Below are 26,677 nucleotides of genomic sequence, written 5' to 3' on the forward strand. Positions count from 1 at the left end.
AGCACCATCCCATCAAGGCTCCTCCATCGACCGCACTAAAACTCCTCGTGAAACGCCACCTCTCCCGCCACCGCCACCTGGTACGCCGAAACCCGCCTCTCAAAGAAGTTCGTCAGCTCCTGAACATCCTGCAACTCCATAAACGCGAATGGATTCTTCGCCCCAAAGATCGGCTCCATCCCCAGCCGAGCCACTCGCGAATCCGCAACATACCCCAGATACTGCCGCATCTCTCGAACAGAGAGCCCCGCAACACCGCCCGACAACAGATCCTCCGCAAACTGCAGCTCGCAGTCCACCGCATCAGTCATCATCTCGACAATCTGCCGCTCAAGCTCCGCGTCGAACAGCTCCGGCTCCTCTGCACGCACTACATTCACCACCTCAAACGCAAACTCCAGGTGGCAGCTCTCGTCGCGAAACACCCAGTTCGTTCCCGCGGCCAGCCCATTCAGCAGTCCCCGTGACCGCAGAAAATATACATACGCAAACGCCGCGAAGAAGAACAGCCCTTCGATGCATCCCGCAAAGCAGATCAGGTTCAGCAAAAACTGCCTGCGTTCCTCCGCCGTCTTCAGCTCATCCAGCTGCTGGATCGAATCCATCCAGCGCATACAGAACTGCGCCTTCTTCGTAATCGAAGGAATGTTCTCCACCGCCGCAAACGCCGCCGCCCGCGCTTCCGGATCGGGAACGTAGTTATCCAGCAGCGTAAGATAAAACTGCACATGCACGGCCTCCTCAAACAACTGCCGCGACAGATACAGCCGCGCCTCAGGCGAGTTGATGTGCTTGTAAAGATTCAGCACAAGGTTGTTCGATACGATCGAATCTCCCGTCGCAAAGAACGCAACCAGCCGCTGAATCAGGTGAATCTCCGCCCGGGTCAGCCTCGAGCGCAGATCGACCAGGTCGGTCGAAAAATCAACCTCCTCCACCGTCCACGTGTTCTTAATTCCATCCTTGAACATCTCAAAAAAAGTCGGATAGCGCATCGGGCGCAGCGTAAGCGATAGGCCAGGATCAAGGATCGCATTCGGTATCGTCATAGACATTCTCTTCTCCATTTACTGGCAGGCTTCGCAGCTCGCAGGGTTATCCAGCGAACACGTCACGCTCGCCGAGGCATTCATCGCAGGCACCACCGCCTCACGGCTGGCCGCGACGACCGTCGTCTTCGCAATCTTCGTCGCCGGCCTCGACCGCAGGTAGTACGTCGTCTTGATCCCGCGCTTCCACGCGTACATATACATTGAGCTCAACCGTCCTATATTCGGCGACTCCGCAAATAGATTCAGCGACTGGCTCTGATCGATGTACGCTCCGCGATCCGCCGCCATGTCGATCAGCGACCGCATCGGCATCTCCCAAACCGTGCGATACATCAGCTTCACGTCATCCGGAATCTCCTGAATCCCCTGGATCGATCCCTCCGCCAGCTTGATCCGCGTCCGCATCGCCTCCGACCACAGCCCCATCTGCTTCAGTTCCTGCACCAGATAGCGATTGATCTGCATGAACTCACCCGAAAGCGTCTCCCGCTTGAACAGGTTCGACACCTGCGGCTCAATACACTCATAGCACCCCACAATCGACGCAATCGTCGCCGTCGGTGCAATCGCAATCATCAACGAATTGCGCAGCCCTACGCTCCTGATGCGCTCCCGCAGAGCCTCCCACCGCGCCCCATCCTCAGGCTTCACTCCCCAAAGATCGAATTGCAGCTCGCCCTTCGCCGCACGCGACTCCGCAAACGCCGCATGCGCTCCATGCCGCTCCGCCAACTCGCACGAGACCGTCAGCGCATGAAAGTAAATCTCCTCCTGGATCTTCGCCGAAAGCGCCCTCGCCTCCGGCGAATCAAACGCCAGCCGCAGTTGAAAAAACACATCCTGCAGCCCCATCACTCCCAGCCCCACCGGCCTCCACCGGCTATTCGCCGCAGCAGCCTGCGGCACCGGATAGTAGTTGATGTCGATCACGCGATCCAGCATCGGCACCGCATGCCGCACCGTCGCCGCCAGCTTCTCGAAGTCAAACGCTCCCTCCGTCACATGCCGCGCAAGATTGATCGACCCCAGGTTGCACACCGCCGTCTCCGCCGACGAAGTCACCTCCGTGATCTCCGTGCAAAGATTCGATAGATGCACCACATTCTCCGGCAGCCCCGTCTGGTTGCACTTCACATTGCATGCATCTTTGAAGACCATCCACCCATTGCCTGTCTCCGCCAGCGTGCGCATCATCCGTGCATACAGATCCCGCGCCTTCACCTGCCGCACAAACCTCTGCTCCGCCTCCGCCACCTCATAAGCACGAGCAAACTCCTCGCCATAAAGATCCGGCAGATGCGGCACCACCTTCGGATCGAACAGCGACCACATCCCATCCTCCTCCACGCGCCGCATAAAAAGATCCGGAATCCAATTCGCCAGATTCAGGTTGTACGTCCGCCTTGCCTGGTCGCCCGTGTTATCCCGCATCTCCAGAAACGACTCCACATCCGCATGCCAAGGCTCGAGATACACGCAGCAAGCGCCCTTCCTCTTCCCCCCTTGATTCACCGCCGCCACCGAAGCATCCAGAGTCCGCAGCCACGGAACAATCCCGTTCGAAAGCCCATTCGTCGCCCGTATCAGCGACCCCTCCGACCGCACGCGATGAAATGCCAGCCCAATTCCTCCCGAAAACTTCGACAGCATCGCAATCTGCTTGTACGCGTCATAAATCGACTCCAGCGAGTCCCCCGGCGAATCCAGCAGATAGCACGACGACATCTGTGAGTGCTTCGTCCCGCTGTTGAACAGCGTCGGCGAGCTCGGCAGATAGTCATGCGACGCCAGCAGCCGATAAAACTCCACCGCCTTATTCACCCTTACCGAAAGCCCCGCCGACACCCGCATGAAAAAGTGCTGCGGCGTCTCAATCACCTGCCGCGTAATCGGGTGCCGCAGCAGATATCGGTCATACACCGTGCGCAATCCAAAGTATTCAAACCGATCCGAGAACCGGTCATCGATCGCGCTGTTCAGCTTCCTCGCATTCGCCGCAACAAACTCCGCCGCGTCCTTCGACACCACGCCCTCGCGCCGCCCCACCTCGATCGACTGCGAGAACGAGTAAATATTCTGCCCTGCGACCTCCTTCTCAATCGTCGCCAACAACAGCCGCGCCGCCAGCCGCGAGTACTCCGGCTCCTCCGCAATCAGCGCCGCGGCCGTCTGAATCGAGATCGCATCCAGCTCCCGCGTCGACGCTCCATCGAACAGCCCACCGATCGTCTTGCTAGCAACCCGAATCGCATCGACATGCGGCAGCCCCTGGCAGCATCGCTGCACAGCACGCACAATCTTGTTCACATCCACAGGCTCAAGCGCGCCATTGCGCTTGCGAACCTGCATCTGTGGAGCCTCTTCAGCTCGAGGGAAATTTGGATCGAGTTCCGTCAGTGTCGCCTGCGCCGTCGCCATGGGGAGCATCCTTGTGCTCCGAGCGAAGAATGAGGCGGAAAGCCGTCTGTCTGAAAGACAGGTCGCTGCCACCGCACCTTCCCCTCGGAGGTGTGTGAAGTTCGTGCCTCTTTCAGCACGCGCTCATGGCAGGTCTTCGGACTCTACAGGCCACCTACTTGCTCCGGCTTCCCAGCCTATCGGCAAGTGCCTCCCGTGGAGCGTTCGTTCCTGCTTACCGCTGCGGGGCAGCTCCGGACTCTCACCGGATTCCCTTTTAGCCTCAATCTCGTGACAGAGGCACCATGAAGTTCACTCACTATATCAAGGGCCCTGAAGCCGGTCAACATCTATATATAGCGGTGGCTTCGCAGATCCCCACAACCGCTCTCTGCCGCCTCCCTTGGCAAACTCCCAGTAAGCGTCTCAGCGATACGTGATATCTTTCCCGAACAGCAACAGAGTCCATATCGAAGGGAGCTTCGGTAAGGCAATGAAAAAACGAACCGCTGCAAGACCTCCTACCGCAACTGCCAAACGCCGTAAGTCAGCGTCTGACGAGGTAATCACCGGCACCATTCCCAAACCCACCGTGATCGGCAGGTTCCGCGGAGAACTCTCCGTCGCCGAACGCCACAATGCTGGCCGAGACCTTCGCGCCAAGGTCCCGCGCGAAGCGCACGGCGGCTGGACCCGCCCCGCCGACCATCCCGGCGGCGTCGAGATCATTCTTGCGGGAAACAAAGGCCGCCAGCAGGATCTCGTTCCCCTGCGCATGGCCCGCATGTGCGCCTCTCCGTTCGCCTTCTATCGCGGTGCCGCCGCCGTCATGGCTGCCGACCTCAACAAGTCCCCCATCTCCGGCATCTACACTGTCATCGATGGCGACGCCCACCTCAACAACTTCGGCCTCTACGGAACCCCGCAGCGCGACGTCGTCTTCGACCTCAACGACTTCGACGAAGCCCTCATCGCTCCCTGGGAGTGGGACCTCAAGCGTCTCACCGCAAGCGTCAACCTCGCCGCCCGCGAAAACGGCTTCAATCGCCGCGAGCGCGACGCCGCCGTCCGCCGCTGCGTCGCCAGCTACACCTTCAACATGGCGCGCCTCGAAAGCATGGGAATTCTCGACATCTGGTATCTCCATGCCTACCCAGGCAAGGAAAACCCGGTCGTCAAAATCGATGCGAAATCTCAGGCCGTCGTCCGCAAAGCCGTTGCCAAGGCCTCCACACAAACCAATATCGCCCTGCTCAACAAGGTCGCTGAAAAACTTCCCAAAGGTGGCTGGCGCTTCCGCGAAGACCCTCCCGTTCTCACCCGCGTCGACGCCAGGACCCACGAGGCCGTCACTCAGGCGCTCCACGACTACGCCCCCACCCTCTACCGCGAACGCCAATACATGTTCACCAAATACCGCGTCATCGACGTCGCCCACCGCGTCGTCGGCGTCGGCAGCGTCGGCACGCGCGCCTACCTCGTCCTCCTCTTCGGCAACGGCGAAAACGACCCGCTCTTCCTTCAGGTCAAGCAGGGCATGCCCGCAGCCCATGCCCCTTACGCTCCTCCCCGACTTGAGGAGTTCGCTCACGATGGCAAGCGCATCGTCACCGGACAGCGCGCCCTGCAGGCCTCCACCGACGTCATGCTCGGCTGGACCAGCATCGGCTCCACTCCCTACTACGTTCGCCAGATGAAGAACATGAAGGGCTCCATCCCCGTCGAGTGGCTCTCCGGAACTTCCTTCAACTTCTACGCCCATGCCTGCGGGGCCATCCTCGCCCGCGCTCACGCCCGCAGCGCCGATTCCGCCGCCATCGCCGGCTACTGTGGCAAATCCGCTGTCCTCGGCGACGCCCTCGCCCTCTGGGCCGAGGCCTACGGCGACCAGACCGTGCTCGACCACGCCGCGCTCGTCAATGCCTTCAAGAACGACCGAAAGGTTCAAGCCCTCATGGGCACATAGAGGAACCGCAAATGACTGAAAAGCTCCCTACTCCGAAGGGCCGCGAGTTTCTCCTCATGGAAGGCGGTCCGCTCTACCGAATCCAGCGTCGCCTCGGCCTCATCCAGAAGGAGGCTCCCCACATCGTGCTCCGCGCCCTGCTCGCCATGCTCCTCACCTGGGGTGTCCTCTTCGTCCTCTCTGCTATCCAGCACCACGCCTTCGGGCATGAGGTCGCCGTTCCCTTCCTCCGCGACTACAGCGGTTACTCCCGCTTCGTCATCGCAATCCCATTGCTCGTCTTCGCGGAAATCATTCTCGGTCCGCGCTTCGCCGAGTCAGCCTCCTACTTCGTCACCTCGGGCATCATCACCTCGAATGACTACGATGCCTTCGACGACGCCGTTGAACGCGGTCTTCGCCTCCGCGACTCCTTCGTCGCCGAACTCATCCTCGTTCTGATCGCTTTCAGCATCACATTCTTCGGCACCCAGCAGTTGGCCGTCCAGCATTCCAACTGGATGAGCACTGCACCAGGCGACCGCACCCTCGCAGGTGTGTGGGCATTCCTCTTCTGCGGCCCGCTGCTCAACTTCCTCGTCCTCCGCTGGTTCTGGAGACTCCTCCTCTGGGCACAGTTCCTCTGGCGCATGAGCAAGCTCGACCTCCAGATCTTCCCCCCGCACCCCGACGAGGCCGGAGGCCTCGGATTTGTCGGCCGCACACAGCAGTTCTTCAGCGTCGTCCTCTTCGCCTACTCCGCCGGAATCGCCGGCGTCATCGCCGACCAGGCCATCTACGACAAGGTGCCGCTCCAGCAGTTCGCCCCCGCCATCGTCGCCTACGTGGTCATCGTCGTCATCCTGGTCCTCATCCCCGTCGTTGTCTTCTTCCACAAACTCCACGAGATGCGTATCCTGGGCCTCTATCAATACGGAGCGCTCGCCACCGCCTACACCTCCAGGTTTCACCACAAATGGGTACGAGGCGAGAATCCCGACGGCGAACCCCTCCTCGGAACCGCCGACATCCAGTCCCTCGCCGACCTCGGCAACAGCTTCCATATCGTCGCCAAAATGGATCATCTCCCGATGGACCCGCGAACGCCGATCCAACTCGCGCTCGCCTGCCTCATCCCCATGTCGCCCCTGCTCCTCATCGTTCTCCCGCTGAAAGATATCCTCAAACTCCTCGTCAAAGCCGTCATGTAAGCGCAGCCATCCGGTCCCTCCTTTTGAAGAGTGGGACATCTACGCGAAAGATTACAGTCTCTCACGGGGGCTCCCGCAAAATTGTCATCCTGAGCGAAGCGGCAAAGCCGCGCAGTCGAAGGACCTGCATTTTTCGCCGGGTGCCGGGTACCCCACATCTCGATTTTGAGATGTGGGAACATTCGAGCGAACCTCGAACCGCACTACCGAAAGATCCGAACCGCGCAAGACATCTCCCCCTCATTCCGAGCCGTCAAGCAGAACGGAAACACCAACATCCCAAAATCTTTCTGTCATCCTGTGCGAAGCGGCGAAGCCGCGCAGTCGAAGAGCCTGCCCTGAGCGAAGTCGAACGGCTCGCACTTCGCCGTCGCCTCTGAGGTAACGCGCAGGTTGTGAAGGGCTTCATCCTCGGTCTCCCACGCCGTTTCCTCTGGTCTCCCACGCCGCTTCCTCTGAGGTAGAGCGGGACTTCAGAGGGTACTGAAGAACCCTGTTTTGCTTAAGGGCACGGCTTCAGCCGTGCCGTAACTGCCCTATTATGAGTGCGGCTTTAGCCACTGAGGTCATGCTTTTCGCTCGCGAGGCACTTTTTCAGCACCCTCTTCAGCCCCGCGTCTAAATCGCCGTCGCGAAGCGACCACCGCACTGCCGTAGGCCTGAGCGAAGTCCGAAGGACGAAGCGATTTCCACAGGCCGGCCAGCCCGAAAACGCTGTCAAGCCCCAAAATCCCCCAACCCACACAAACCAAACAAGATCCACGTTGCCGATTAATTCCACCAGACCTACTACAATAGAAATAGAGACAGAAGAAGGCCCGGCTCAAAAAGCCGGGCCTTCGCTTTTAACCCGAACCAGGGAAGTACCTCAACTATCTTCCCTGGTTCGAATACTTTGCAAACTTTTGTACCGAGGGGGAGGAGGTACCATGAACCAGCTAAACCGCGCTCGGAATCGCCATCTCCCGCCGTTCCTGCAGCGACTGGTTCGCCACAATCACTCCCACTGCGGCCCGCAGCCCAACCCGCGCATCTGCGACCGGCTTCTTCCCGGTCCGTATGCAGTCGATAAACGCCGCGCAAGCGGTCGCCGTAGGATCCTCAGCAACCGGAATCTCGAGCTTCTTCCCCGGCCCGCGATAAGGCATCTCTGAACCCGGGTGGTACGAAGCCCCGGTAGTAATTCCCTTCGCCGTCACCGTGCCCTTCGCCTCAGGAACCTGGATCGCGCGCTTCGGCTCGTAGTAGAACAGCGCGTCCAGCAACGTCAGGTTCAGGCTGCCCTTCGTCCCATAAACCCAAAGCTGGTCGCCCACCTTCGCGTTGCTGGTTATCGAGCTGAACACAAACCGCCGGCCCTTCGAGTAGCTCAACACCGCCTGCACGTTGTCGTCGTTCTCGCGGCCGTCGTGATACTCCACCACGCTTCCCGTCGCCATCGCCGCCCGCGGAGCCTCTCCGAAGATCCAGTTCGCCACATCGATATGGTGCGACCCCAGCTCCGCCAGCAATCCCAGCGAGTACTCGTTATACAGCCGCCAGTTGATCAGCTTCTCCAGCGAAGGATTCGGAACCGGCCGACGCCAGTCGCTGTTCCGGTGCCAGTACCCGAACACGTGCGTCACCTCACCGATCTCGCCGTTCCGTACTTTCTCCACCGCCGCCCGAATCCACGGCGCATAACGATACTGATGCCCCACCTGGTACAGCTGCTTTCCGCCCTCGGCGGCCCTCACGATCTCCTTCGTCTCCTCCACCGTGAACGCCATCGTCTTCTCGCCGTACACATTGTGCCCGCCCTTCAGAGCCGCAAGCACGTGCTCGGAGTGATAGCTCAGCGGACTCGCCACCACAATCGCATCCAGGTCCTTCCGGTCCACCAGAGCGCGATAGTCCTTGTGCGCCTCGACTGTGTACCCGCACACCTGGTTCAGCTCCGCAAACCTCGGCTCATACACATCTGCAGCCGCAACAATCTTCACCCGCGGAACCCGCAGAAAGCACCGCACCAGCTCCTTGCCTCGGCTCCCCGGCCCGATGATCCCCAGCCGCACCGGAGCCGCCTTCTCAGCCCCAGCATCATCAAAGATTGTCCCAGCCAGCGAGTTCGCCGACTTCGCCGCCAGCGCAGCCGCCGACAACCCCTGTACAAAAAACCGCCGATTCATCATTTCGCCGTCTTCCTCCCACCCTCGCCGTGATCCGCTTTCATTGCCGGACACCCTCTTTCATTCTAAGCGTTCCAGGCCACAGCACGCTCTTGTAACCGGGATGCGCCGGACTCCCCGAAACCATCACCGCCGCCGCCCCCGGAAACGTCTCCACCAGCCTAGCCGCAGCCTCCGGCTCCATCACAAACGTCGCCGTCGAAAGCGCGTCGCTGTCCGTCGTCGAAGGCGCAATCACCGTCGTCTGCAGCTTGTCCTCCACCGGCCGCTCCGTCCGCGGATTCAGAATGTGACAATACCTGTGCCCATTCTTGATAAAGAACTTCTCCGTGCAAGCCGAGGTCGACAGCGACATATCCTTCAGCATCACCGACGTCATCGTCTCTCCCTCCCGCACCGGATCCGGCACATTCACCCTCCACCCAACCTCTCCCGGAGGCACCCCCATCCCATAGATGCTGCTAGACCCGCCCGACACCAGCGCCGCCGTCACTCCCTCGCTGCGCAGCAGCGCAGCCACTCGATCCACCGCATACCCCTTCCCAATCCCGCCCGGATCCAGCTCCATGCTCGCGCCGTTGTCGAACCGCACCGACCTCGTCGCCGCATCCAGCTTGATATGCTGCCACCCTATCTTCTCCCGCAGCGCCGCAAGCTCAGCCTCCGTAGGCACCCTCCCCTTGTCGAAGAAGAACCCCCACGCCCGCATCAGCGGCCCCACCGTCATGTCGAACGCCCCGCCCGACCGCCTGCTCAGCTCCACCGCCTTCTCCAGAAACGCGAACGTCTCCGGGTCCGTCGTCACCGGCCCCTTCCCCGCCTCCCTGCTGATCCGCGAAAGCTCGCTCGTCGGCCTGTAGTTGCTCAGCAGATCCTCCAGCCGATCAATCTCGTCGAACGCCGTCTGCATCCACTGCTCCGCCGTCTCCTCATCCGGCGCATACAGGTCGATCGCAAACTCCGACCCCATCGCCCGATGCACTTCATGGAACAGCTTCAGCGACTTCGCCGGCTGGTGCCCATCCAAACCACATACCCACCCCAACAGCACGCACAACAAAACCGCAGCTCGATAAGACAGCAATCACCCTCCGCGCCGCCCGCACACTCACGGCACTCCAAATCATATCCATCTCAAATCAGGCCAGATTCCCTGACTCCACCAGCGCCTTCCTCATCCCCACCCAGCTCGTCTTCGTCGACTCCTCCGGACTCGCACCTCCATGCCAGTGCGTCTCCAGGCTCACCGCATCCCGGTATCCCGCCTTCGCCATCTCCCGAAACTGCGCTGCCCAATCGATAATCCCCTTCCCCGTCGGCGACCAAGTCACCTTGCCGTCCGCGCCCTTCACCGCATTCTTTACATGGCAGTGATGAATCCTGGTCTTCGGCAGCATGTTCCACGCCACCGGAAACGCATCGAGTTCGCCGTGCATCACCGCGTTGGCCGGGTCCCAGTTCAGCGCCAGATGCTGCGACTTCACCGCGCCTAGCGTCCGCGCCGCCTCGCGTCCCGTCGCCGTATTGCACGCCATCTCATTCTCCAGAACCAGCATCACTCCATGCCGCCCGCACCTCTCCGCAGCCTCCGTCAGCTTCGCGTCGATCGCCGCCCGGTACGGCGTCACATCCTCGAGCCGCCAGAAATCGAAGCACCGCACCTTGTCCGTCTTGAACCGCTTCGCCAGCGCGACGCTCTTCTCCAGAATCTCGTCCTCGCGCTTCAACACATCGCCCGATGCCAAGCTGCTCTTCGGCCCAAACTCCGACTTCGGCGCCCCCGGCCAGTCTGCCTTAAACAGCGGACTCGCAATGTCCGTCACCTGCAGGCTGTACTTCGCCAACGTCTTCTCCACCTCGGCCAACTGAGCCTCATCTAGCGCCATCAGATTCTTACCCCACATCCCCCGCAGCTCCACCCAGTGCATTGCAAAATCCTTCGACGCCACCGCGCACGCGCGGTCGAAGTCCTGCGTAATCTCGTCCGTGATCACCGCGACCTTGAACCGCTGCGTTCCCGCAAAGCCAAACGCCCTGCCCCCTGCAGCCGCCGCGCTCACTGCTGCCATCGAACCCACAAATCCACGCCGCGAGATCACGCCCATCGTCACTCCCCTTTGTTTAGGTCATTCGCCCAAAAAAATAGGACCGACCTCATCGTACAGAAGAGGCCGGTCCGTCTGTCTACCGAAGCAACCATCCAGCCCTCGCCCTTAGAACGTAATCCTCGCTGAAGCCTGCAGGCTGCGCCCGCCGCCCACGCCGTTCACGCTGCCCTGACCGCTGCCTAGCGTGCTCGTCACGCGTCCGAAATTCCCCGACGTAAAGATATTGCCGCTGCCGGAGTTCGGATTCGCGAACTGCGGCGTGTTGGTCATCTGGAACGCATCGAGCCTCATCTCCAGCGCAGCCTCGCGCCAGATCGGGAAGCTCTTGAAGATGGAAACATTGTTCTGGACATACCCTGGCCCACGGAACTGGTTCCTCCCTGTGTTGCCCAATTGAACGTTCTGCGCGGTACACGGCGACCTTCCCGCGCACCCGGCCGGTTGCGAGAAAGCCGTCGGATCCAGCCAGAAGTTATTGGGTCCTACCTGGTGCGTCACCTTGTACACGCCCGTCAGGTTCGCCAGCATCGCCGTACCCGGTGTATTCAGCGGGCCATTGTTCGCATACACCGAGAAAGGCAGACCCGTCACCGCCGAGATCACGCCCGCCAGCTTCCATCCTCCAAGCACATACGCGCCTACGCCCGTGTTGAGATACCTGTGCCCACGCCCAACCGGAAGCTCATACGTAAAGCTCTGCTCAAAGTTCACCGTCCGGTCGAAGTTGGTCGGAGCGTAGTTCCTGCGCAGATTTGCCGTCGTGAAGAAGAAAATGCCTTCATCGTCGTTGATCACATAGCCCATCCCCTTACCCCACGTAAACGCCGTGGTAAGCCCGAGCCCTCGCGCATACCGCTTGTTCATCTGTACCTGGAGCGAGTTGTAGTTCGAAGAAAATCCCTGGAATATCCTCTGCGTCGCAGCCGTACGGCGAACATTGGGAGGGCATCCAACGCAGTTGTACTCCGGCTTCGAAGCATTGCCGCCGCCGTAGACATCTGTTGGATTGTTGATGTCGATGTTCCCCGGAATCCCCACACCATGATTTCCGACATAAGCAATCTGCAGCGACATGTCGTAAGGAAGCGCCTGCTGAATCGTAAGGTTCCAAGACTCCACATAAGGATTCTTATAGTTCAGCGGAACATAGAACATCTGCTGCGCCGCCAGCGCAGGCGTCACCACGGGGATGATGCCGTTCGAAGGAATCGGGGCCGCAATCGGAGCCGGGAACCCCGCCTGGAAGGTCGCAATCGTCGTATTATCCGCCAGCACCGCCGCCGTATAGGGGCTCGCACCACTCGGGTTGTAGGCGTTGTTCGACCGCACCGGATAGTTGTACGCGTAGTTGTTATCCGCAAACGGCATATAGCTGATGCCGAATCCGCCGCGCACCACCGTGTCCTCCGTCACGCGATACGCGAAGCCCGTGCGCGGGGCCCAGTAGCGGTACCGCGTCTCCATACCGAGGTTCGAAGGATTGCCTCCAACGCCTGCGATCACAAGATTGTTCGCGACCGGATCGTAGTTGCTGAAGCCGCCATCAATCTTCGGCGTCGCCGGAGGATAGAACTCCCAGCGAACCCCCAGGTCCAACGTCAGCTTCGGTGTCACCTGCCACTTGTCGGTGGCAAACGCGAAGAACCACCACTGCCGATACGCCGGGAAGTACGTGTTCACGTCGCGGCCCACCTGACTCGGACGATCGAACAGGAAGCTCGCAATGTTATTGGCCAGGTTGGTTCCCGCGCTCCTCGAATCCGAGGTCTGCAGATCGACAAACCGGAAAAGACCGCGAGGGCTGAACGTCTGGTTCTGCAACAGATCGTCACGCACGCGGCGAAGATCGCCGCCAAACTTCAGCGTGTGGTTCCGGATGATCTTCGTCCAGTTATTCACGAAGTCGATGTTCGACTCGCCGCGAATCCACGGCACCGAAGCCGAGTACCCGATCAGCGGATAGTCCTGTCCCGTCTGGCCGAAGCCCGTCAGGAAGACTCCCACCTGGCCGCTCGAGAACTGGTCAATGTTCACACCCGGAATTCCCAGCGCAGTGGCGTCGTTCGAGCCATAGTCGCTCGGCTGAGCGTTGTTGCGCAGGTGAGCGACACCGAACCGCACCTGTGTAAACAGCGTCGGCGAAAAGACGCGATCGTAGTTCACACCCGTGCTGTACGAGGTCTGTGTTCCGTCGCCCTGGAAGCCGCCGCCCGCGGGTCCACCCAGGAAACCCCCGAACGCCGGAGCCTGGAATGTATTCACCCGCTGCCAGCTGAACCGTCCGCTGACGTGGTTCCGCTCGTTCAGCGTGTAGTCGATCTTCGTGTCCCAACTGTTCGTTCCCTTGGTGAAAGGAAGATTCGTCGTGTAGTTGTTCGCCGGAGTCAGCAGCGACGCCGTCGGAGTCAGCCTGCCGTACTGCGCAGCCGCCGCATTCACCCGCCTCAGTATGTCCAGTGACACCGGATTTACGCGGCTGATCGGAATCTGGTTATTGGCAAACGCCGCGCGCGGGCTGCCCGCCGTTCCGTCTCCCGTATTAGGATCGAAGATCTGGCCCTGCCGGAACCCGGCTGTGTTCGGATTTCCCGACAGCATCGAACTCAGATCGATATTCCCCAGCGCATTCGGTGTATAGTACCGCGCATCGGGAATCGTAAACGTACTGCTGATCTGCTCATGGTCCGAGCTTCCCTGGTAGTCGCCGAAGAAGAACAGCTTGTCCTTCAAGATCGGCCCGCCAATCGAGCCACCGTAGTTGTTGTAAGAAAGATGCCCCAGCGGCCCGCCAAAGTACGATCGCGCATTCACCGAGTTATTCTGAATGTACTCAAACGCAGAGCCGTGAAACGAGTTCGAGCCAGACTTCAGAATGACGTTCGCCACGCCACCCATCGCACGGCCCATCTCCGCATCGAAGTTGTTCGTCGAGATGTCCACCGACTGGATCGAATCCGCCGGAGGAATGATGATCTGCAGCAACCCCGTCCGCTCGTCATCGTCAATGCCCTCGATCTGGTACAGGTTGCCCATGCGCGGCATACCGTTCACCCGCGTCTGCAGCGCCCCCTGCGCATTGAAGAACTGCGAGTGCTCGTACGTCGCCGGCGAAGCTCCCGGAACCAGGTTCAGCAGCGACTGAAAGTTCCGGTTCGTCGTCAACGGAAGATTCGAGATCTGTTGCGTCTCCAGCTTCGTCGAGATATCCGCCCGGTCCGTCTGCAACAGAGGAGGCGCCGTCGTCACCATCACCTCTTCCGACACCGAGCCCGGAGCCACGCTGAAGTCCACGCGCGTCGACGTGTTGATCAGCACGTCGATGTTCTGGTGCGTCTCCTTCTTGAACCCCTGCGCCACAACCGACACCGAGTACGTTCCCGGCGGCAGATTCGGAATGGTGTAGTTACCCGCGTCGTTCGTCACCGACTCAAACAACGCCGCTGTCGCCACGTTCGTCGCCGTCACCTTCGCGTTGGCCACCGTCGCCCCGGTCGAGTCCTCAACCGTGCCCAGCAGTGTCGCATTCACCGCCTGTCCAAACGACGAAAGCGGTAACGTAAACAAGCAAACAACAACCCAGAAGAAGACCAGTTTGCGTTTCATCACGTGAAACCTCCCGGAAAAGATGAGGCGATCTCCCTGCCCCGGCGAAACGTATTGTTCTAAGAGCGAACGAAAAATTAGCAGCAAGGATTCAAATGTGTCAAATCGGTTAAACGGCGCTCTCACCAGTCGTGAATACGCCTTCCAACTGGACGACCACTAGCGCAAGCAGCTACGATGCCGTGCATGAATCCAACCATCTCGCGCCGCTCCCTGATCGGTGGCGGAACCATGCTCGCCGCCTCCGCTCTGCTCTCCGACTCTGCCTCTTCCTTCGCCGCTCCCGCCCAGCCCTCCTCTGCTCCTATCCGGCTGGGCATCGCCAGCTACACCTTCCGCAAGTTCGATCAGGCGCACCTCATCGCCTTCATGAAGCAGCTCAACTGCACGCTGCTCAACCTTAAAGACGTCCACCTCCCCATGACCCCCACCGACCAGGTCGCCACCCGCGCCGCCGAGTACCGCGCCGCCGGCCTCACCCTCACCGCCGCCGGCACCATCTACTTCGACAAGGACGACGACAACGACATCCGCGCCAAATTTGACTACGTCAAAGCCGCCGGAATCCCCATGATCGTCGGTTCCCCCACCCGACAGGTCCTACCGCGTGTCGAAAAATTCGTGAAGGAATACGACATCAAGCTCGCCATCCACAACCACGGTCCCGAAGACAAACAGTGGCCCTCGCCCCTCGACATCCTCGCCGTCGTCGACAAGATGGATAAGCGTATCGGCTGCTGCATCGACGTCGGCCACACCATGCGTGCCGGAGTCGACCCCGTCACCGCCATCAAAAAGGTCGGCCCACGCCTCTACGACATGCACATCAAGGACCTCGCCGAGGGCAACGTCAAGGAGAGCCAGGTCGCCGTCGGAGACGGCATCCTGCCCATCCCCGGCATCTTCCGCGCCCTCGTCGACATCGGCTACAAAGGCAACGTCGACCTCGAATACGAGATCAACGCCGAAGACCCAATGCCCGGAGTCATCAAGAGCTTCGCCTACATGCGCGGTGTCATCGCCGGCATGGGCCACTAATCCGCAACGCAGCTATGCCATACCGCAAATCCTTCGCGTCACCAATGATGTTCGCTAAGTAGAAAGTGTCATCCTGAGCGAAGGTGCTCACAGCCTCACCGTGAGCACCGCTGTCGAAGAGCCTGCCCTGAGCGAAGCCGAAGGGATCTGCGTTTTTCACTCCCGGCGCGACCCCAAATCGCGCCGCTACAACTCCACCCTCCGTAACCTTAGCGCACACCTTTTTAAATCGTCATTCTGAGCGAAGCGAAGAACCCCCGTATTCGATCGAGGCGTCAAGGCGAGCCCAACCGCTGTCAAGCCCCAAAACCTCATAAATCACTTCCATAAACAACCGCAAACACAACAATAAAAGACTCTTATGCTCAGAAAAATAAACCGGCCAAAAGCGCCGATTCATTTCACCCCATCCATTAAACTTAAAGAGTAAACAAAGACAGGCCCGGCCCACAGCCGGGCCTTCGCTTTAACCCAAAACTACAGAGTCCAAACCTAACATCCCTGTTTCGAAGACTTTGCACACAAAAGGACGGAGGCCCCCATGATCGACGCAGCAGAACTGATCGAGCAGATCAAGAACAGTAACGACAACTTCCGCCGCCAGTAGTGCCGCCACACCCTTCCCGAAGGCCGCCGCTGCGGCTCCCACGCCATGCGCGGTGAAAAGTTCTGCTACTACCACCACGACTCCCGCAAGCCCGTCGCCGATCCCCAGCGCCGCCAGGCCCGCCGTCACTGCTTCCACATCGCGCCTCCCCGCACCCGAGCCGCCATCCAGGAGTCCATCGAGATCATCACCCGCCTCGCCTACAACGAGATCGACCCCCGTCGCGCCGGCCTCCTCCTCTACGCCCTACAGATCGCCACCACCAACATCAAGGATCACCAGGCCAGCAACGCAGCTCCACCAGAGGTCAAGCCGGAGACTCCGATCGCAAACACCCCGGTCCAGCTCAACCCGGATCAGAACGGTCACGATCAACAGACGACAGTACCGGAAACAAAGTGTCATCCTGAGCACCCCTTCCCAGCGTGTCATCCTGAGCGGAGCGCAGCGAAGTCGAAGGACCTGCGGTTCGACTCCAACCCATTAGCCGACCCCTCATTCGATCGCGAGATCTTTCCCCAGCCTCAGCCCGAACTCCCCACCCCCAGCGAGACCACCGCAGCCATCTTCGAAGCCCTCGCCCACCACAGCATCGAACCCCAGCCCGGCTCCCCCGAAGACCGCAAACCTGGACCACAACCCGCTCCCGAGATCCTCCCCACCCTTCAAGCCACCGAGGACCCATTAAGCCACACCCTTCACCAGAGGTGAGCAGCACCCCTCCGCGTCTTCCCCCAGAAGTCGTCATCTCGACCGGACCCCGAGCGAGGGGGAGCGAGCCGAGGGGGAATGGAGAAAGCCCTGTATTTCGATCAATGCCCGCAGCCCACGTCTCATCCCGCGCCGCATCCCAAACCCTTCAGCAACAACAGGCCCCAAATGTCTCCGGCTTGTCTCCAATCTGTCATTTCATCGCATAAAGTCCTTCTCCCTGAGCATCTTGGCCCATTCTTCACATCAACGGGTATATAACCTATCTAGCTAAAACCGTTCGCCCGAAAATAGCGTGTATGGTTTTGGAGGACATCACCGTGAGCATGATTCTCGTCATCGAAGACGACCCCCGTATCCAGAAGGCGCTCTATCGCCAGTTCACCACCGAAGGCTACGACGTCACCCTCGCCTCCGACGGCATCGAAGGTCTCAATAGCTGCAAAACACTCAAACCCGCAGGCGTCGTCCTCGACCTCATGCTCCCCGGCCTCTCCGGCCTTGAGGTCTGTAAAGGCATCAAGAGCTGGTCCGCCACCACCCCCGTCGTCGTCCTCAGCGCCGTCTCCGAGGTCGCTGACAAGGTCCTCCTCCTCGAGATGGGAGCCGACGACTACGTCACCAAGCCCTTCAGCCCCCGCGAGCTCCTGGCCCGCGTCCAGGCCGCCATCCGCCGCACCCAGCGCCCCGTCTCCAACCAGAAGATCTCCTTCGGAAACGTCACCGCCGACTTCTCCGGCATGGTCATCACCAAAGACGGTGCTCCCGTCACCCTCACCGCACACGAGATCAAGCTGCTCCAGTACTTCGTCGAAAACGCCGACCGCGTCATCACCCGTGAAGAGCTCCTCTCCGACGTCTGGCACTACACCTCGTACCCAACCACACGCACTGTCGATAACCACATCATGAAGCTTCGGCAGAAGCTCGAAACCGACCCTGCCCATCCCGTCTACTTCCGCACCATGCACGGCATCGGTTACAAATTTGTTCGTGGAAGCTAGCGAAGGAAAGAAAGGCTCCGAGCCATGGCGCTGAGGTACAGGCTGCGAGTCAGAACGACGCTCCTCATTCCCCTGCTCGTTATCTCCTTCGGCTGCACCATCGTCAGTCTTCTCGTCATCCGAACGCTGGTCGAGCGCCAGGCCCGCACCTCGCTCGCCTCCGACCTCCGCCACTCCGTGATGACCTACCAGAACCTCGAGCGCCAGCGCCGCCAGATGCTCCTCAACGAGTCCGCCCTTCTGGCCGACCTCCCCAGCCTCAAGGCCCTGATGACCACCCACGACGCCCGAACCATCGAAGACGGCGGAGTAGAGTTCTGGGCCGTCAGCGGAAGCGATCTCTTCGCCCTCCTCGAGCCGAACGGCGAGCTCATCGCCTTCTACAACCCCGGCCCTTCCCTCCACCGCGCCAGCGTCGAGCACGCCCTCAGGAAAGCATTCCAGCACACGGAAGACGTCAGCACACTCTCCGTCGATGGCCGCCTCTACGAGCTAGCCATCGAGCCCCTCGTCTTCGGAGCGAGGACTACAGGAACACGCCTCGGCTTCGTCGCCTCCGCCTACGCGATCGACGAACAGGTCGCTCGCGAGGTCAGCCAGGCCGCGGCCGCCGAGGTCGCCTTCACCTCCGGCCAGCAGGTCGTCGCCAGCACACTCAACCCCGACCTCCAGCAGCAGTTCCTCTCTCAACTCAACTCGGTCCTTCACTCGCCGCCCGAAGGAAGCAGAATCCACCTCGGCGACGAGGACTACCTCGCCGCCTCCGTCTGCCTCCAGCCCACCTCAACCACAAGCGACGCAATTGAAGCGCCCCAACTCATCGTCCTCAAATCCTTCGCGCAATCCACCGAGTTCATCGGCCAGGTCAATCGCTGGGTCCTCACCCTCGGCCTGCTCGCCCTGCTCGTCGGAACCGGAATGTTGGTCTCCGTCTCACGCACCATCACACAGCCTCTCGAAGAGCTCGTCGGCGGAACCCGCGCCCTCGCCCATGGAGACTTCGACTACAAGCTCAGCGAGCACGGAGCCTCCGAGATCCGCGAACTCAGCCGCGCCTTCGACCGTATGCGCGTCCAGCTCCAGAGCACCCAGAAGGACCTCATCGACTCCGAGCGGCTCGCCACGATCGGAAGAATGGCCAGCTCCATCTCCCACGACCTCCGGCACTACCTCTCGGCGATGTACGCCAACGCCGAGTTCATGAGCGACGGCAACCTCGCGCAGCCCGAGCGCGAGGAGCTCCTGCAGGAGGTCAAGGACGCGGTCCAGGGCATGACCGACCTGCTCGATTCCCTGCTCCTGTTCACCCAAACAGGACGAGCGCTGCACCCGGAATATCAATCGATCGCCGTCATCCTCCAGCGCGCCGTCAACATGGTTCGTTCACACCCCGCAGCCCGCGACGTCCGCATCACGGTAAGCGAGCTCTCCTCCCTCACCGTCTGGGTCGACGAGCAGAAGCTCGGGCGCACTGTCTACAACATCCTGCTCAACGCCTGCCAGGCCGCGCGCCGCGGACACGGCCCCGCAGCGGTTTCGTTGAGCCTGCTTGAAGACGAGGACGCGATCCACATCCGCATCGCCGACAACGGTCCCGGCGTCCCCGAGGCGATCCGTCAGACCATCTTCCTCCCCTTCGTCAGCGAGGGGCGCGAGAGCGGCATCGGCCTCGGCCTCACGCTGGCCCAGCAGATCGCGCAAGAACACGGAGGCAGCATCACCCTGTCGCAGACCGCGGAAGAGAACACCGTCTTCACCATCACGATTCCCAAAGCAGCCGCCCCAGCCCTCAGCCATGAATCCGGCAGACGATCCGCACCGACACAAGCGCAAGCTTCGATCCAAGGACGAGGTTGACGATGAGAGACCTTACCTGCACTGTTCTGATGTATCTCCTTGCGAGTTCATCCGCAATCGCACTCCACGCCCAGACGCAGCTCAAGACCACCGACGCCGAGATGGAGCAGCGCCTCGAGGCGATCTCGAACGCCCTCACCACCACGCGCCAGCAGCTCGACCAGTCGCAGCAGCAGATCGTTCAGCTCCAGGCCGAACTGGCCGCGGTCAGGCAGCAGCTGGCCTCTCGACAGGACACCGCGCCCGCCTCCGGTCCAGTCGACCCCGCACCGGCGCAGGTAGCCAGCTCCAGCTCACAAGAGATGGAGGAGCGCCAACAGACCGTCGAGGCGCAGGTCAAGGTCCTCGACCAGAGCAAGGTCGAGAGCGGATCCAAATATCCGGTGCGGCTCACCGGGCTCATTCTCTTCAACGGATTCCTCAATCGCGGCTCGGTGGACAACATCGATCTTCCATCCATCGCGACACGCCAGACTCCCGGCACAAGCGATGGAAGCGCGGGAGCCACCATGCGCCAGACGATTCTTGGGATCGAAGCGAACGGGCCGCGAATCGCAGGCGCCAGAAGCTCGGCCGACGTGAGCTTGGACTTCTTCGGCGGCATCGCGTATAGCAACTACGGCACCGCCTCCGGCATAGTCCGCATGAGAACGGCCAGCGTCAATCTCGACTGGTCGCGGGATTCGGTACAGTTCGGCATGGTCGCTCCGCTCATTTCGCCGCTCAACCCCACTTCATACGCGACGGTTGCAGAGCCCGGTATGGCCTGGGCCGGAAACCTGTGGAGCTGGGCTCCGCAGCTCCGAATCGCTCATCGCTTCCCGCTCTCTGATGACAAGCAGTGGATGGCGGAGTTCGGACTGTGGGACCCTTCCTCTTCGGGGTACAACAAGAGCGATGTCTTTCGCGCTCCCAGCGCAGGCGAACAGACCAAACAGCCCGGCTATGAAGGACGAGTCTCCTTTGGCTCAGGCGGCGAGCGTGGATTCCAGGCAGGTGTCGGCGGATACTACAGCCGCCAGACGTACGGCAGCGCGAACAACGACGCGTGGGCCTTCACGGCCGACTGGCGCGTCCCGCTGGCACATCGCTTCGAGCTGAGCGGTGAAGGATATCGCGGCCGTTCGCTCGGCGGCCTCGGCGGCGGAGTCTATAAAGACGTGATCTTCGGCACCGATCCGATCTCAGGTGCCACCGTGTGGCGCGGATTGAACGACATCGGTGGCTGGACGCAGTTCAAATCCCACTTCGGCCGGTCGCTTGAGGCAAACGCGACCATCGGACAGGACAATGGTTTTGCGAGCGACTTTCACGCAGTCAATCTACCTTCAAACGCGAGCCAGACCGAGCTGCGGGCGCGCAATCGGATGCTAGCCGGCAACCTGATCTATCGGCCTAAGACCTACCTGATCTTCTCGCCGGAGTACCGTAGGATCTGGACGTGGCCGATCTCGGGCAAGGGCAGCACCGCAGACATCTTTACGCTCTCGGTTGGATATCAGTTCTAGAGGAGGAATGGTGCGCAGTTCGCTTCGCTGGACGATCGCCTATTGCACGACGCTCATTGGACCCACGCTTCTGGCCCAGGGCGTAGACGTGTCGGCGCGGATCGTCATGCACACCGACAAGCGAACGGCCAGCACCGCTCAGAAGACCAACTCCAGCGTGGCCAACGTCGTCGTGTGGCTCTCCCCGACGCGCGCGGAGGACCCGAAACCTGCGCCTGCAGTGCATCCGCCCTACCGTCTGCTCCAGAAGGACAAGCAGTTTCACCCTCACCTGCTGGTGGTGCCGACGGGAACCAACGTCGAGTTCCCCAACGCAGATCCCTTCTTTCACAACGTCTTTTCGCTCTTCAACGGCAAGCGCTTCGACCTGGGACTTTACGAGTCCGGCACCAGCCGCTCCGTACGATTCGATCGCGAAGGTATCTCCTATATCTTTTGCAACATTCACCCGGAGATGGGGGCCGTCGTCCTCGCGCTCAGCACTCCTTACTATGCAGTCTCCGGCGCGGATGGCCTCATTACGATTCACGATCTCCCGCCGGGAAGCTACCGCATGAACGTGTGGAGTGAAAACGCGGCGTGGCTTCACGGGAGCGAGACACAGCACGTCGTACAGATCGGGCCCGGTGCGGGCACGGTTCGCCTGGGAGAGATTACGATGCAGCCCACGGCCAGCCCGCTGGGAAACCATAAGAACAAGTTCGGCGAGGACTATCGGCCGGAGCCACACCCGCCTTACTAGCCGCGACCAATCGCGTGCGGCGCAATCAACACTCTCATTTTATGGTGCCCGGAGGGGACTTGAACCCCCACGACCGGTTAAGGTCTGCGAAATTTTAAGTCTCCGAAGAACACCGTATCTATGATAAATAAGGGGAAGTTAGCGTAGTTAGCGAATTGACTAAGCCCATTCCCGTCTGTAAATTTAGCGTAGCTTGCCGAAATTATGACGAACTGACGTCTGTACCCGAACGTGTACACGAAAAACCTTGCGCTTCAGCGCCCTTCCAGTAGTGCATTTGCAGTTCGAATCAATCGCAGCGAAGCGCCACTTCCCCTTCCTTCATTAGTAGGGCCGTACTAGCTAGTAGGGCCGTACTAGTTCAGCACTCCTCCACGTCCAGTTCAGCCATGCTTTGTCGAGGTATCGAAGAAGCCCTGGATATCAGCATCAAGCACATAGTTCACCTTCCTCTTCACGAGCGCATAGGACAGCGCGTCCAGCGCCTGGCTGGCGGCGCCTCGGACGAAAGCCATACGAGAAGCCGAGGAAGTCTACCTCATAACTCTGATTGAGGATGGTGACCACCGCATGCTGGACGATCTTGTCTTCCAGTGCGGCGATCCCGAGCGGACGTTTCCGTCCGTCGCCTTTCTCGATATAACCCCTTCTCGATGGCAGCGCCCGGTAGGCTCCGCGATGCAACTGCTGTGCAGATCGGCGAGCCGATCCTCCAGTCCGGTTTCATACTCCTGCCATGTCATGCCATCCACTCCGGGAGCGGCTCTGCGCTACAAAGAGCCAAAGCTGTCCCTTAATAAATCGATCGTGACGAACAATCGAGCTGGTTTTCTTATCGCACATGGAACCCTATCTCCTGATTGAAATAACGTCCGTCAGATTTATGGCCTCACACGCCATTCGGAGCCTTTAGAAGTGCAATTTCGTCCGGTGATACTGGCCTGATGGTGAGGTCTGTTGCTAGTGCATCGCTTCTCCCGCAGCACCTCCCTGTCCGGGCTTGTTCTTGCTCAGAATGAAGGCGCACACCACCATGCCCATCGCCATCCAACAGAGTAGACGGTAGATGTCCTGATAAGCCTGCGCAGCAGCTTGCTGATTGAGTTGCTGATAAATAAGAGCTCGTGCCATGAGGCCGGGTCCGGGTCCTTTGCCGCTACCGCCAAAGTAAGAGGTAAGCGCGTTGACATGGTTGACGTACGCGGGATTGCCGGGCTGCATGGACTCCTGCAGGCGCGCCTGGTGGAAGAGAGAACGGTTGGTGACGATCGCTCCAGTGACGGCGATGAAGATGCTGCCGCCAACATTGCGAACGAAGTTGATGATCCCGGAGACCTGATTGCTCGCCTCTTTCGGAAGTCCGACATACGCTGCGGTGGTGATGGCGATGAAGGCGAAAGGAATCGCGAACATCTGAAGAATTCGCAACCAGGAGGCAAAACCGAAGGTCATGGTGAGCGTGAAGTGCGTGGAGGTGTAATAGAACGCGCCGGCGAAGCAGGCGAAACCGAACGCAGCCATATTTCTTGCTGGAAACCTGCCGGTAGCTATTCCTGCCAGAGGCATAACGACGAGCAGGGCAAGTCCTCCGCCTGCGAGGGCCTCTCCGGCGCGGGTTGCCGTGTAGCCCATCAGTTGCTGCAGGAACTGGGGCTCAAGTACGGTTGCAGCATTCAGGACTCCGCCGACCAGAATCATGAGGAAACAACAGATAGCGAAATTCTTGTACTTGAATAGCCGCAAATTCATGATGGGGTTCTTAGCCCGCCACTGCCACCAGATCAGGCCGGTCATACCGGCAACGAATAGAAGGCAGAAGATGCGGATGAAGTTGGAGGCAAACCAGTCATTCTCTTCCCCCTTATCGAGCATGATCTGCATGCCGCCCATGGCGACCGTGAGCAACCCGAGGCCGATGTAGTCCAGTCTCCTGAGATTGGCACGATCTGCTTTGATCCAGGGCGGATCCTCGACCAGGCGACTGACCAAAAAGAACGCGAGTATGCCGACGGGCAGATTAATGTAGAAGATCCATCGCCATGAGTAGTTGTCGGTGATCCAGCCGCCGATTGTCGGTCCGAGTGACGGCGCAAGCACTGCCACAAGACCGTAGAGCGCGAAGGCCTGGCCGCGCTTCTTTTCTTCGAAGGAATCCGCCATGATAGCTTGCGCCATGGGCTGGAGGCCGCCACCCCCGACGCCCTGAAGGACACGCGCAAAGAGCAAGATCGGGAGCGTCGGCGCGATACCGCAAAGAAAGCTTGCGACCGTGAAGATGGTGATGCACAGCAAAAAGAAGTTTCTGCGGCCGATGACGCTTGACGCCCAGGCGCCCACTGGCAGAATGATCGCGTTGGAGACAAGATAGCTGGTGAGAACCCAGGTTCCCTGATCGGTGCTGGCGCCGAGATCACCTGCAATGTGTGGAAGGGCGACATTGGCAATGGAGGTATCGAGAACCTCCATGAAGGCAGCGAGGGCAACTGTGGCCGCGATCAGCCAGGGGTTGACACTAGGCTTCCATCGCCCGCTGCTCCCGACTTCTCTGACCTCCGCTTTCCTTTCCGGTGGAGTAAGCGTTGTCGAATTCATTGACGCAAGCCCAACCATCCACGGTCACCTCTAACACTTTGCGAACTGTTTCCGTTTACTGCTCTTTTTGCGAGGCTGAGCATTAGTGTTCCTTCAATTAATATACATACTGTATCTGCAATCGTATTGTATGTCTAGGAGAGGTTTGTCAAGGGACCCATGATGGCAGACACAGGCATAGGCAAATATTAACAACCAAAGTCATATTCCCGGTGCAAGGCTATGATCGCGGCACATGCGGTCTTCATGAAGATGGTGGACACCTCGGCCACCATCGCACATTGAGTGTCGGGCGGAGGATGAGGGAGAAGGGAGGAGACGAACAAAAAAGCGCTTACCCCACAGCGATTGTTGTTATCGAGCAATGGATCTGTTTCGTATTGGGCCTAGTCTGCATGGTCCTCGGGTTCTGGGGGATTTGTATGAAGCACGGACAGCATGCTCTTTCTGCATACATCGCATGGCTGGGACCGCTATATATGCCGACGTTGCGGGTAACGGCAAATCGTGTGCCTCGGATTGGGTGTAATGCTGGTACGCCAGAGATGGGCGCATCTCTGACCGCCTTCGATTTCCAGCCCACTTAAAGATTACTGCGATCTTCTCGCAGGGACCGGTGTGTGATGCCGATGTATTTGCCCGTTCGCCGGAAAGTTCTCGTCTCCACGCGCAATGGCTAAGGAGCAACCATGAAAACCAAAATGAAAGACGACCTGGAAGACATCCCAATGGCGTACTTGTGGTGTGTAGTTCTCGCAATCATTGCGATTGTGGCCGTTGCGGTGGTTGTGGTCATTTCGATTGTTTTAAAAGCCTGAGCACGTAACTCTCGCGGTATATCTTCGCGTCAATGCCTCGGAGTTGAAGGGGCGCTCGGTTCAAAGCGAATCCTTTCAGGATTCAGGCTGTCAGGCAAGACCTCCAGAAGATAAGCTATCCTCGTATCAGGATGTAGAGTGTTCATTGTGTTCAGAATCGTGTCGGCACAACTTGGATCCTGACGTTGGCGCCATCTGAGTGTGTCTTACGTTTCTTAGAGGTAGTCAATGAATCACCAGAGCAACGATCGGGGGCAGCTAAGGATTAAAATGCCAGTGAGCGGCACAAAACCACGAAAGCGACTTACGCGCGAGGAGAGCAGAGCACAGACTCGTGCCACATTGATCGCCGTAGGACGCAGACACTTTCTGCGTTACGGGCTTGGCGGCGCTGTGGCGGAGAAGATCGCGGAGGATGCCGGTTATTCTCGGGGCGCTCTGTATTCCAACTTCGACGGTAAGGAAGAGCTGTTTGTCGCTGTAATCCATGAGGAACAGGCGCGCCACCTGAATTTCTTCCGGTCTCTATTGGAGGAAGAGCCTTCAGGCAAGAAGCGGTTGAACAAAATGCGGGACGCCATTGCCGACCTGATGACGGACCATGATTGGATCGTGCTTCGTGCTGAATTCGAGGTCGGAGCTCTTCGAAGCGAACGTATCCGGCAAAGCTTTGTTGAAGTGCATCGGCAGCAGCTTCGCGACGGAGGTGAGCTTGTCAGGGACCTCTTGCGCTCTCCTGAAGTCACCTCGAGATTGAAGCCGGATGATTTCATCACGGTTGTCATCAATCTCGCTCATGGTCTGGCAGTCACCCAGAGAATCCTTGGCACAGAACTCTCTCAGAAAAGCACGCGCAGCCTGGTTCAATCTCTGTTTGATCATTTGATATCGTCCGCATGAATACTCGGCTGGCCGCAACAATTCCACCGATCACCGCTCATTACTCCCGAATGAAGGGCAAATCGCAAGTAGAGTCTCAGTTGGTGATGACAGGGCAAGTCGCTCGTGGAGGCGCGACGGCAACGTGTTCTACAAGTTCTGGTCCCGGTAGGGACGCTCATTACTGAGCGCCCCCCGGAGAGATCCGTACAGGCGCGTCTACGCATACGGCTCTTACGAAGGATGAGTGGCGTAGAAGCGAGCCTCGGGATAGGGATGCAGGATGCGGGGTGGTGGGATCCATCTGTCGAAGATTGGGGTATATTTCGCCCACTTCTTTCTCGCGGTTTGACTGCGACGAACCAAAACGTTTCGCCATAGTCGATGGAGGCGATGCTTGAAGTTGGACAACTGGTCGATGTTGCCGGGAACAGCAT

At 59.7% G+C, this 26,677-nt stretch carries 19 protein-coding genes and 1 riboswitch; of the genes, 10 read left to right on the forward strand and 9 right to left on the reverse strand.

Annotation, left to right across the window (positions count from 1 at the left end):
* Nucleotides 1-35 precede the first annotated feature (35 nt).
* Entirely contained in the window at nt 36-1,055 is a 1,020-nt protein-coding gene (locus Q363_RS34585) for a ribonucleotide-diphosphate reductase subunit beta (protein WP_211256493.1), read from the reverse strand.
* Between the two features lie 12 nt (nt 1,056-1,067).
* Entirely contained in the window at nt 1,068-3,470 is a 2,403-nt protein-coding gene (locus Q363_RS34590) for a ribonucleoside-diphosphate reductase subunit alpha (RefSeq protein ID WP_035359677.1), read from the reverse strand.
* A 110-nt stretch (nt 3,471-3,580) separates the two neighbouring features.
* Nucleotides 3,581-3,772, reverse strand: a riboswitch (cobalamin riboswitch).
* 170 nt (nt 3,773-3,942) lie between these two features.
* Here Q363_RS34590 and Q363_RS34595 point away from each other — a divergent pair.
* The gene (locus Q363_RS34595; protein WP_084081051.1) at nt 3,943-5,415 is read left to right on the forward strand and encodes a DUF2252 domain-containing protein; all 1,473 of its coding nucleotides are present in this window, start codon (nt 3,943-3,945) and stop codon (nt 5,413-5,415) included.
* Between the two features lie 11 nt (nt 5,416-5,426).
* A complete protein-coding gene (locus Q363_RS37340) occupies nt 5,427-6,605 on the forward strand; it encodes a hypothetical protein (RefSeq protein ID WP_051979756.1) in 1,179 nt (392 codons plus the stop codon).
* 938 nt (nt 6,606-7,543) lie between these two features.
* Here the strand turns inward: Q363_RS37340 and Q363_RS34605 are convergent.
* The 4 genes from Q363_RS34605 to Q363_RS34620 form a co-directional block, all read right to left on the reverse strand.
* Nucleotides 7,544-8,776 (reverse strand): Gfo/Idh/MocA family protein, encoded by a 1,233-nt coding sequence (locus Q363_RS34605; protein ID WP_035359585.1) that lies wholly within the window; start codon nt 8,774-8,776, stop codon nt 7,544-7,546.
* Between the two features lie 37 nt (nt 8,777-8,813).
* Entirely contained in the window at nt 8,814-9,857 is a 1,044-nt protein-coding gene (locus Q363_RS34610; protein WP_051979757.1) for an FAD:protein FMN transferase, read from the reverse strand.
* A gap of 55 nt (nt 9,858-9,912) precedes the next feature.
* Nucleotides 9,913-10,878, reverse strand: coding sequence for a sugar phosphate isomerase/epimerase family protein (locus Q363_RS34615; RefSeq protein WP_035359589.1), 966 nt, complete (start codon nt 10,876-10,878; stop codon nt 9,913-9,915).
* A gap of 108 nt (nt 10,879-10,986) precedes the next feature.
* A complete protein-coding gene (locus tag Q363_RS34620) occupies nt 10,987-14,484 on the reverse strand; it encodes a TonB-dependent receptor (protein ID WP_035359591.1) in 3,498 nt (1,165 codons plus the stop codon).
* 186 nt (nt 14,485-14,670) lie between these two features.
* Between Q363_RS34620 and Q363_RS34625 the strand changes: the two genes are divergently transcribed.
* The 6 genes from Q363_RS34625 to Q363_RS34650 all read left to right on the forward strand — a co-directional run bounded on the left by Q363_RS34625 (nt 14,671) and on the right by Q363_RS34650 (nt 21,951).
* Nucleotides 14,671-15,522 carry a sugar phosphate isomerase/epimerase family protein gene (locus Q363_RS34625; RefSeq protein ID WP_035359593.1) on the forward strand — a complete coding sequence of 284 codons (852 nt, stop codon included), beginning with the start codon at nt 14,671-14,673 and terminating at the stop codon, nt 15,520-15,522.
* A 652-nt stretch (nt 15,523-16,174) separates the two neighbouring features.
* Entirely contained in the window at nt 16,175-16,840 is a 666-nt protein-coding gene (locus Q363_RS34630) for a hypothetical protein (protein WP_035359594.1), read from the forward strand.
* A gap of 326 nt (nt 16,841-17,166) precedes the next feature.
* Complete coding sequence (locus Q363_RS34635) at nt 17,167-17,844, forward strand: response regulator transcription factor (RefSeq protein ID WP_342667487.1); 678 nt, start codon at nt 17,167-17,169, stop codon at nt 17,842-17,844.
* A 24-nt stretch (nt 17,845-17,868) separates the two neighbouring features.
* Nucleotides 17,869-19,701, forward strand: coding sequence for a sensor histidine kinase (locus tag Q363_RS34640; protein WP_035359598.1), 1,833 nt, complete (start codon nt 17,869-17,871; stop codon nt 19,699-19,701).
* Nucleotides 19,702-19,703: 2 nt separating this feature from the next.
* Nucleotides 19,704-21,209 carry a hypothetical protein gene (locus Q363_RS34645; protein ID WP_035359601.1) on the forward strand — a complete coding sequence of 502 codons (1,506 nt, stop codon included), beginning with the start codon at nt 19,704-19,706 and terminating at the stop codon, nt 21,207-21,209.
* Nucleotides 21,210-21,216: 7 nt separating this feature from the next.
* Nucleotides 21,217-21,951, forward strand: coding sequence for a cupredoxin domain-containing protein (locus Q363_RS34650; RefSeq protein WP_035359602.1), 735 nt, complete (start codon nt 21,217-21,219; stop codon nt 21,949-21,951).
* A 383-nt stretch (nt 21,952-22,334) separates the two neighbouring features.
* Here Q363_RS34650 and Q363_RS45800 read toward each other — a convergent pair whose 3' ends face one another.
* A complete protein-coding gene (locus tag Q363_RS45800) occupies nt 22,335-22,466 on the reverse strand; it encodes a hypothetical protein (RefSeq protein WP_281176130.1) in 132 nt (43 codons plus the stop codon).
* Between the two features lie 445 nt (nt 22,467-22,911).
* The gene (locus tag Q363_RS34655) at nt 22,912-24,543 is read right to left on the reverse strand and encodes a DHA2 family efflux MFS transporter permease subunit (RefSeq protein WP_051979767.1); all 1,632 of its coding nucleotides are present in this window, start codon (nt 24,541-24,543) and stop codon (nt 22,912-22,914) included.
* Between the two features lie 689 nt (nt 24,544-25,232).
* Between Q363_RS34655 and Q363_RS45805 the strand changes: the two genes are divergently transcribed.
* Together Q363_RS45805 and Q363_RS37345 are read left to right on the forward strand one after the other, a co-directional pair.
* On the forward strand, nt 25,233-25,361 hold the full coding sequence (locus tag Q363_RS45805) for a hypothetical protein (RefSeq protein ID WP_281176131.1): 129 nt from the start codon (nt 25,233-25,235) through the stop codon (nt 25,359-25,361).
* Between the two features lie 270 nt (nt 25,362-25,631).
* Nucleotides 25,632-26,261, forward strand: a complete 630-nt coding sequence (locus tag Q363_RS37345) for a TetR/AcrR family transcriptional regulator (protein WP_281176132.1) — start codon at nt 25,632-25,634, stop codon at nt 26,259-26,261.
* A 213-nt stretch (nt 26,262-26,474) separates the two neighbouring features.
* On the opposite strand, the gene Q363_RS43560 is transcribed toward Q363_RS37345, so the two are convergent.
* Nucleotides 26,475-26,677, reverse strand: a 203-nt coding sequence (locus tag Q363_RS43560) for a hypothetical protein (protein WP_483782918.1), incomplete at its 5' end; no start/stop codon positions are given.

The organism is Edaphobacter aggregans DSM 19364 (assembly GCF_000745965.1).
GTDB classification, from domain to species: domain Bacteria; phylum Acidobacteriota; class Terriglobia; order Terriglobales; family Acidobacteriaceae; genus Edaphobacter; species Edaphobacter aggregans.

Excerpts from the sequence above, each read along its gene's own strand:
- Q363_RS34585 (WP_211256493.1), bottom strand. The coding sequence starts at position 1,055 with ATGTCTATGACGATACCGAATGCGATCCTTGATCCTGGCCTATCGCTT.
- Q363_RS34590 (WP_035359677.1), bottom strand. The coding sequence starts at position 3,470 with ATGGCGACGGCGCAGGCGACACTGACGGAACTCGATCCAAATTTCCCT.
- Q363_RS34595 (WP_084081051.1), top strand. The coding sequence starts at position 3,943 with ATGAAAAAACGAACCGCTGCAAGACCTCCTACCGCAACTGCCAAACGC.
- Q363_RS37340 (WP_051979756.1), top strand. The coding sequence starts at position 5,427 with ATGACTGAAAAGCTCCCTACTCCGAAGGGCCGCGAGTTTCTCCTCATG.
- Q363_RS34605 (WP_035359585.1), bottom strand. The coding sequence starts at position 8,776 with ATGATGAATCGGCGGTTTTTTGTACAGGGGTTGTCGGCGGCTGCGCTG.
- Q363_RS34615 (WP_035359589.1), bottom strand. The coding sequence starts at position 10,878 with ATGGGCGTGATCTCGCGGCGTGGATTTGTGGGTTCGATGGCAGCAGTG.
- Q363_RS34620 (WP_035359591.1), bottom strand. The coding sequence starts at position 14,484 with ATGAAACGCAAACTGGTCTTCTTCTGGGTTGTTGTTTGCTTGTTTACG.
- Q363_RS34625 (WP_035359593.1), top strand. The coding sequence starts at position 14,671 with ATGAATCCAACCATCTCGCGCCGCTCCCTGATCGGTGGCGGAACCATG.
- Q363_RS34630 (WP_035359594.1), top strand. The coding sequence starts at position 16,175 with ATGCGCGGTGAAAAGTTCTGCTACTACCACCACGACTCCCGCAAGCCC.
- Q363_RS34635 (WP_342667487.1), top strand. The coding sequence starts at position 17,167 with ATGATTCTCGTCATCGAAGACGACCCCCGTATCCAGAAGGCGCTCTAT.
- Q363_RS34640 (WP_035359598.1), top strand. The coding sequence starts at position 17,869 with ATGGCGCTGAGGTACAGGCTGCGAGTCAGAACGACGCTCCTCATTCCC.
- Q363_RS34645 (WP_035359601.1), top strand. The coding sequence starts at position 19,704 with ATGAGAGACCTTACCTGCACTGTTCTGATGTATCTCCTTGCGAGTTCA.
- Q363_RS34650 (WP_035359602.1), top strand. The coding sequence starts at position 21,217 with ATGGTGCGCAGTTCGCTTCGCTGGACGATCGCCTATTGCACGACGCTC.
- Q363_RS45800 (WP_281176130.1), bottom strand. The coding sequence starts at position 22,466 with ATGGCTTTCGTCCGAGGCGCCGCCAGCCAGGCGCTGGACGCGCTGTCC.
- Q363_RS34655 (WP_051979767.1), bottom strand. The coding sequence starts at position 24,543 with ATGAATTCGACAACGCTTACTCCACCGGAAAGGAAAGCGGAGGTCAGA.
- Q363_RS45805 (WP_281176131.1), top strand. The coding sequence starts at position 25,233 with ATGAAAACCAAAATGAAAGACGACCTGGAAGACATCCCAATGGCGTAC.
- Q363_RS37345 (WP_281176132.1), top strand. The coding sequence starts at position 25,632 with ATGCCAGTGAGCGGCACAAAACCACGAAAGCGACTTACGCGCGAGGAG.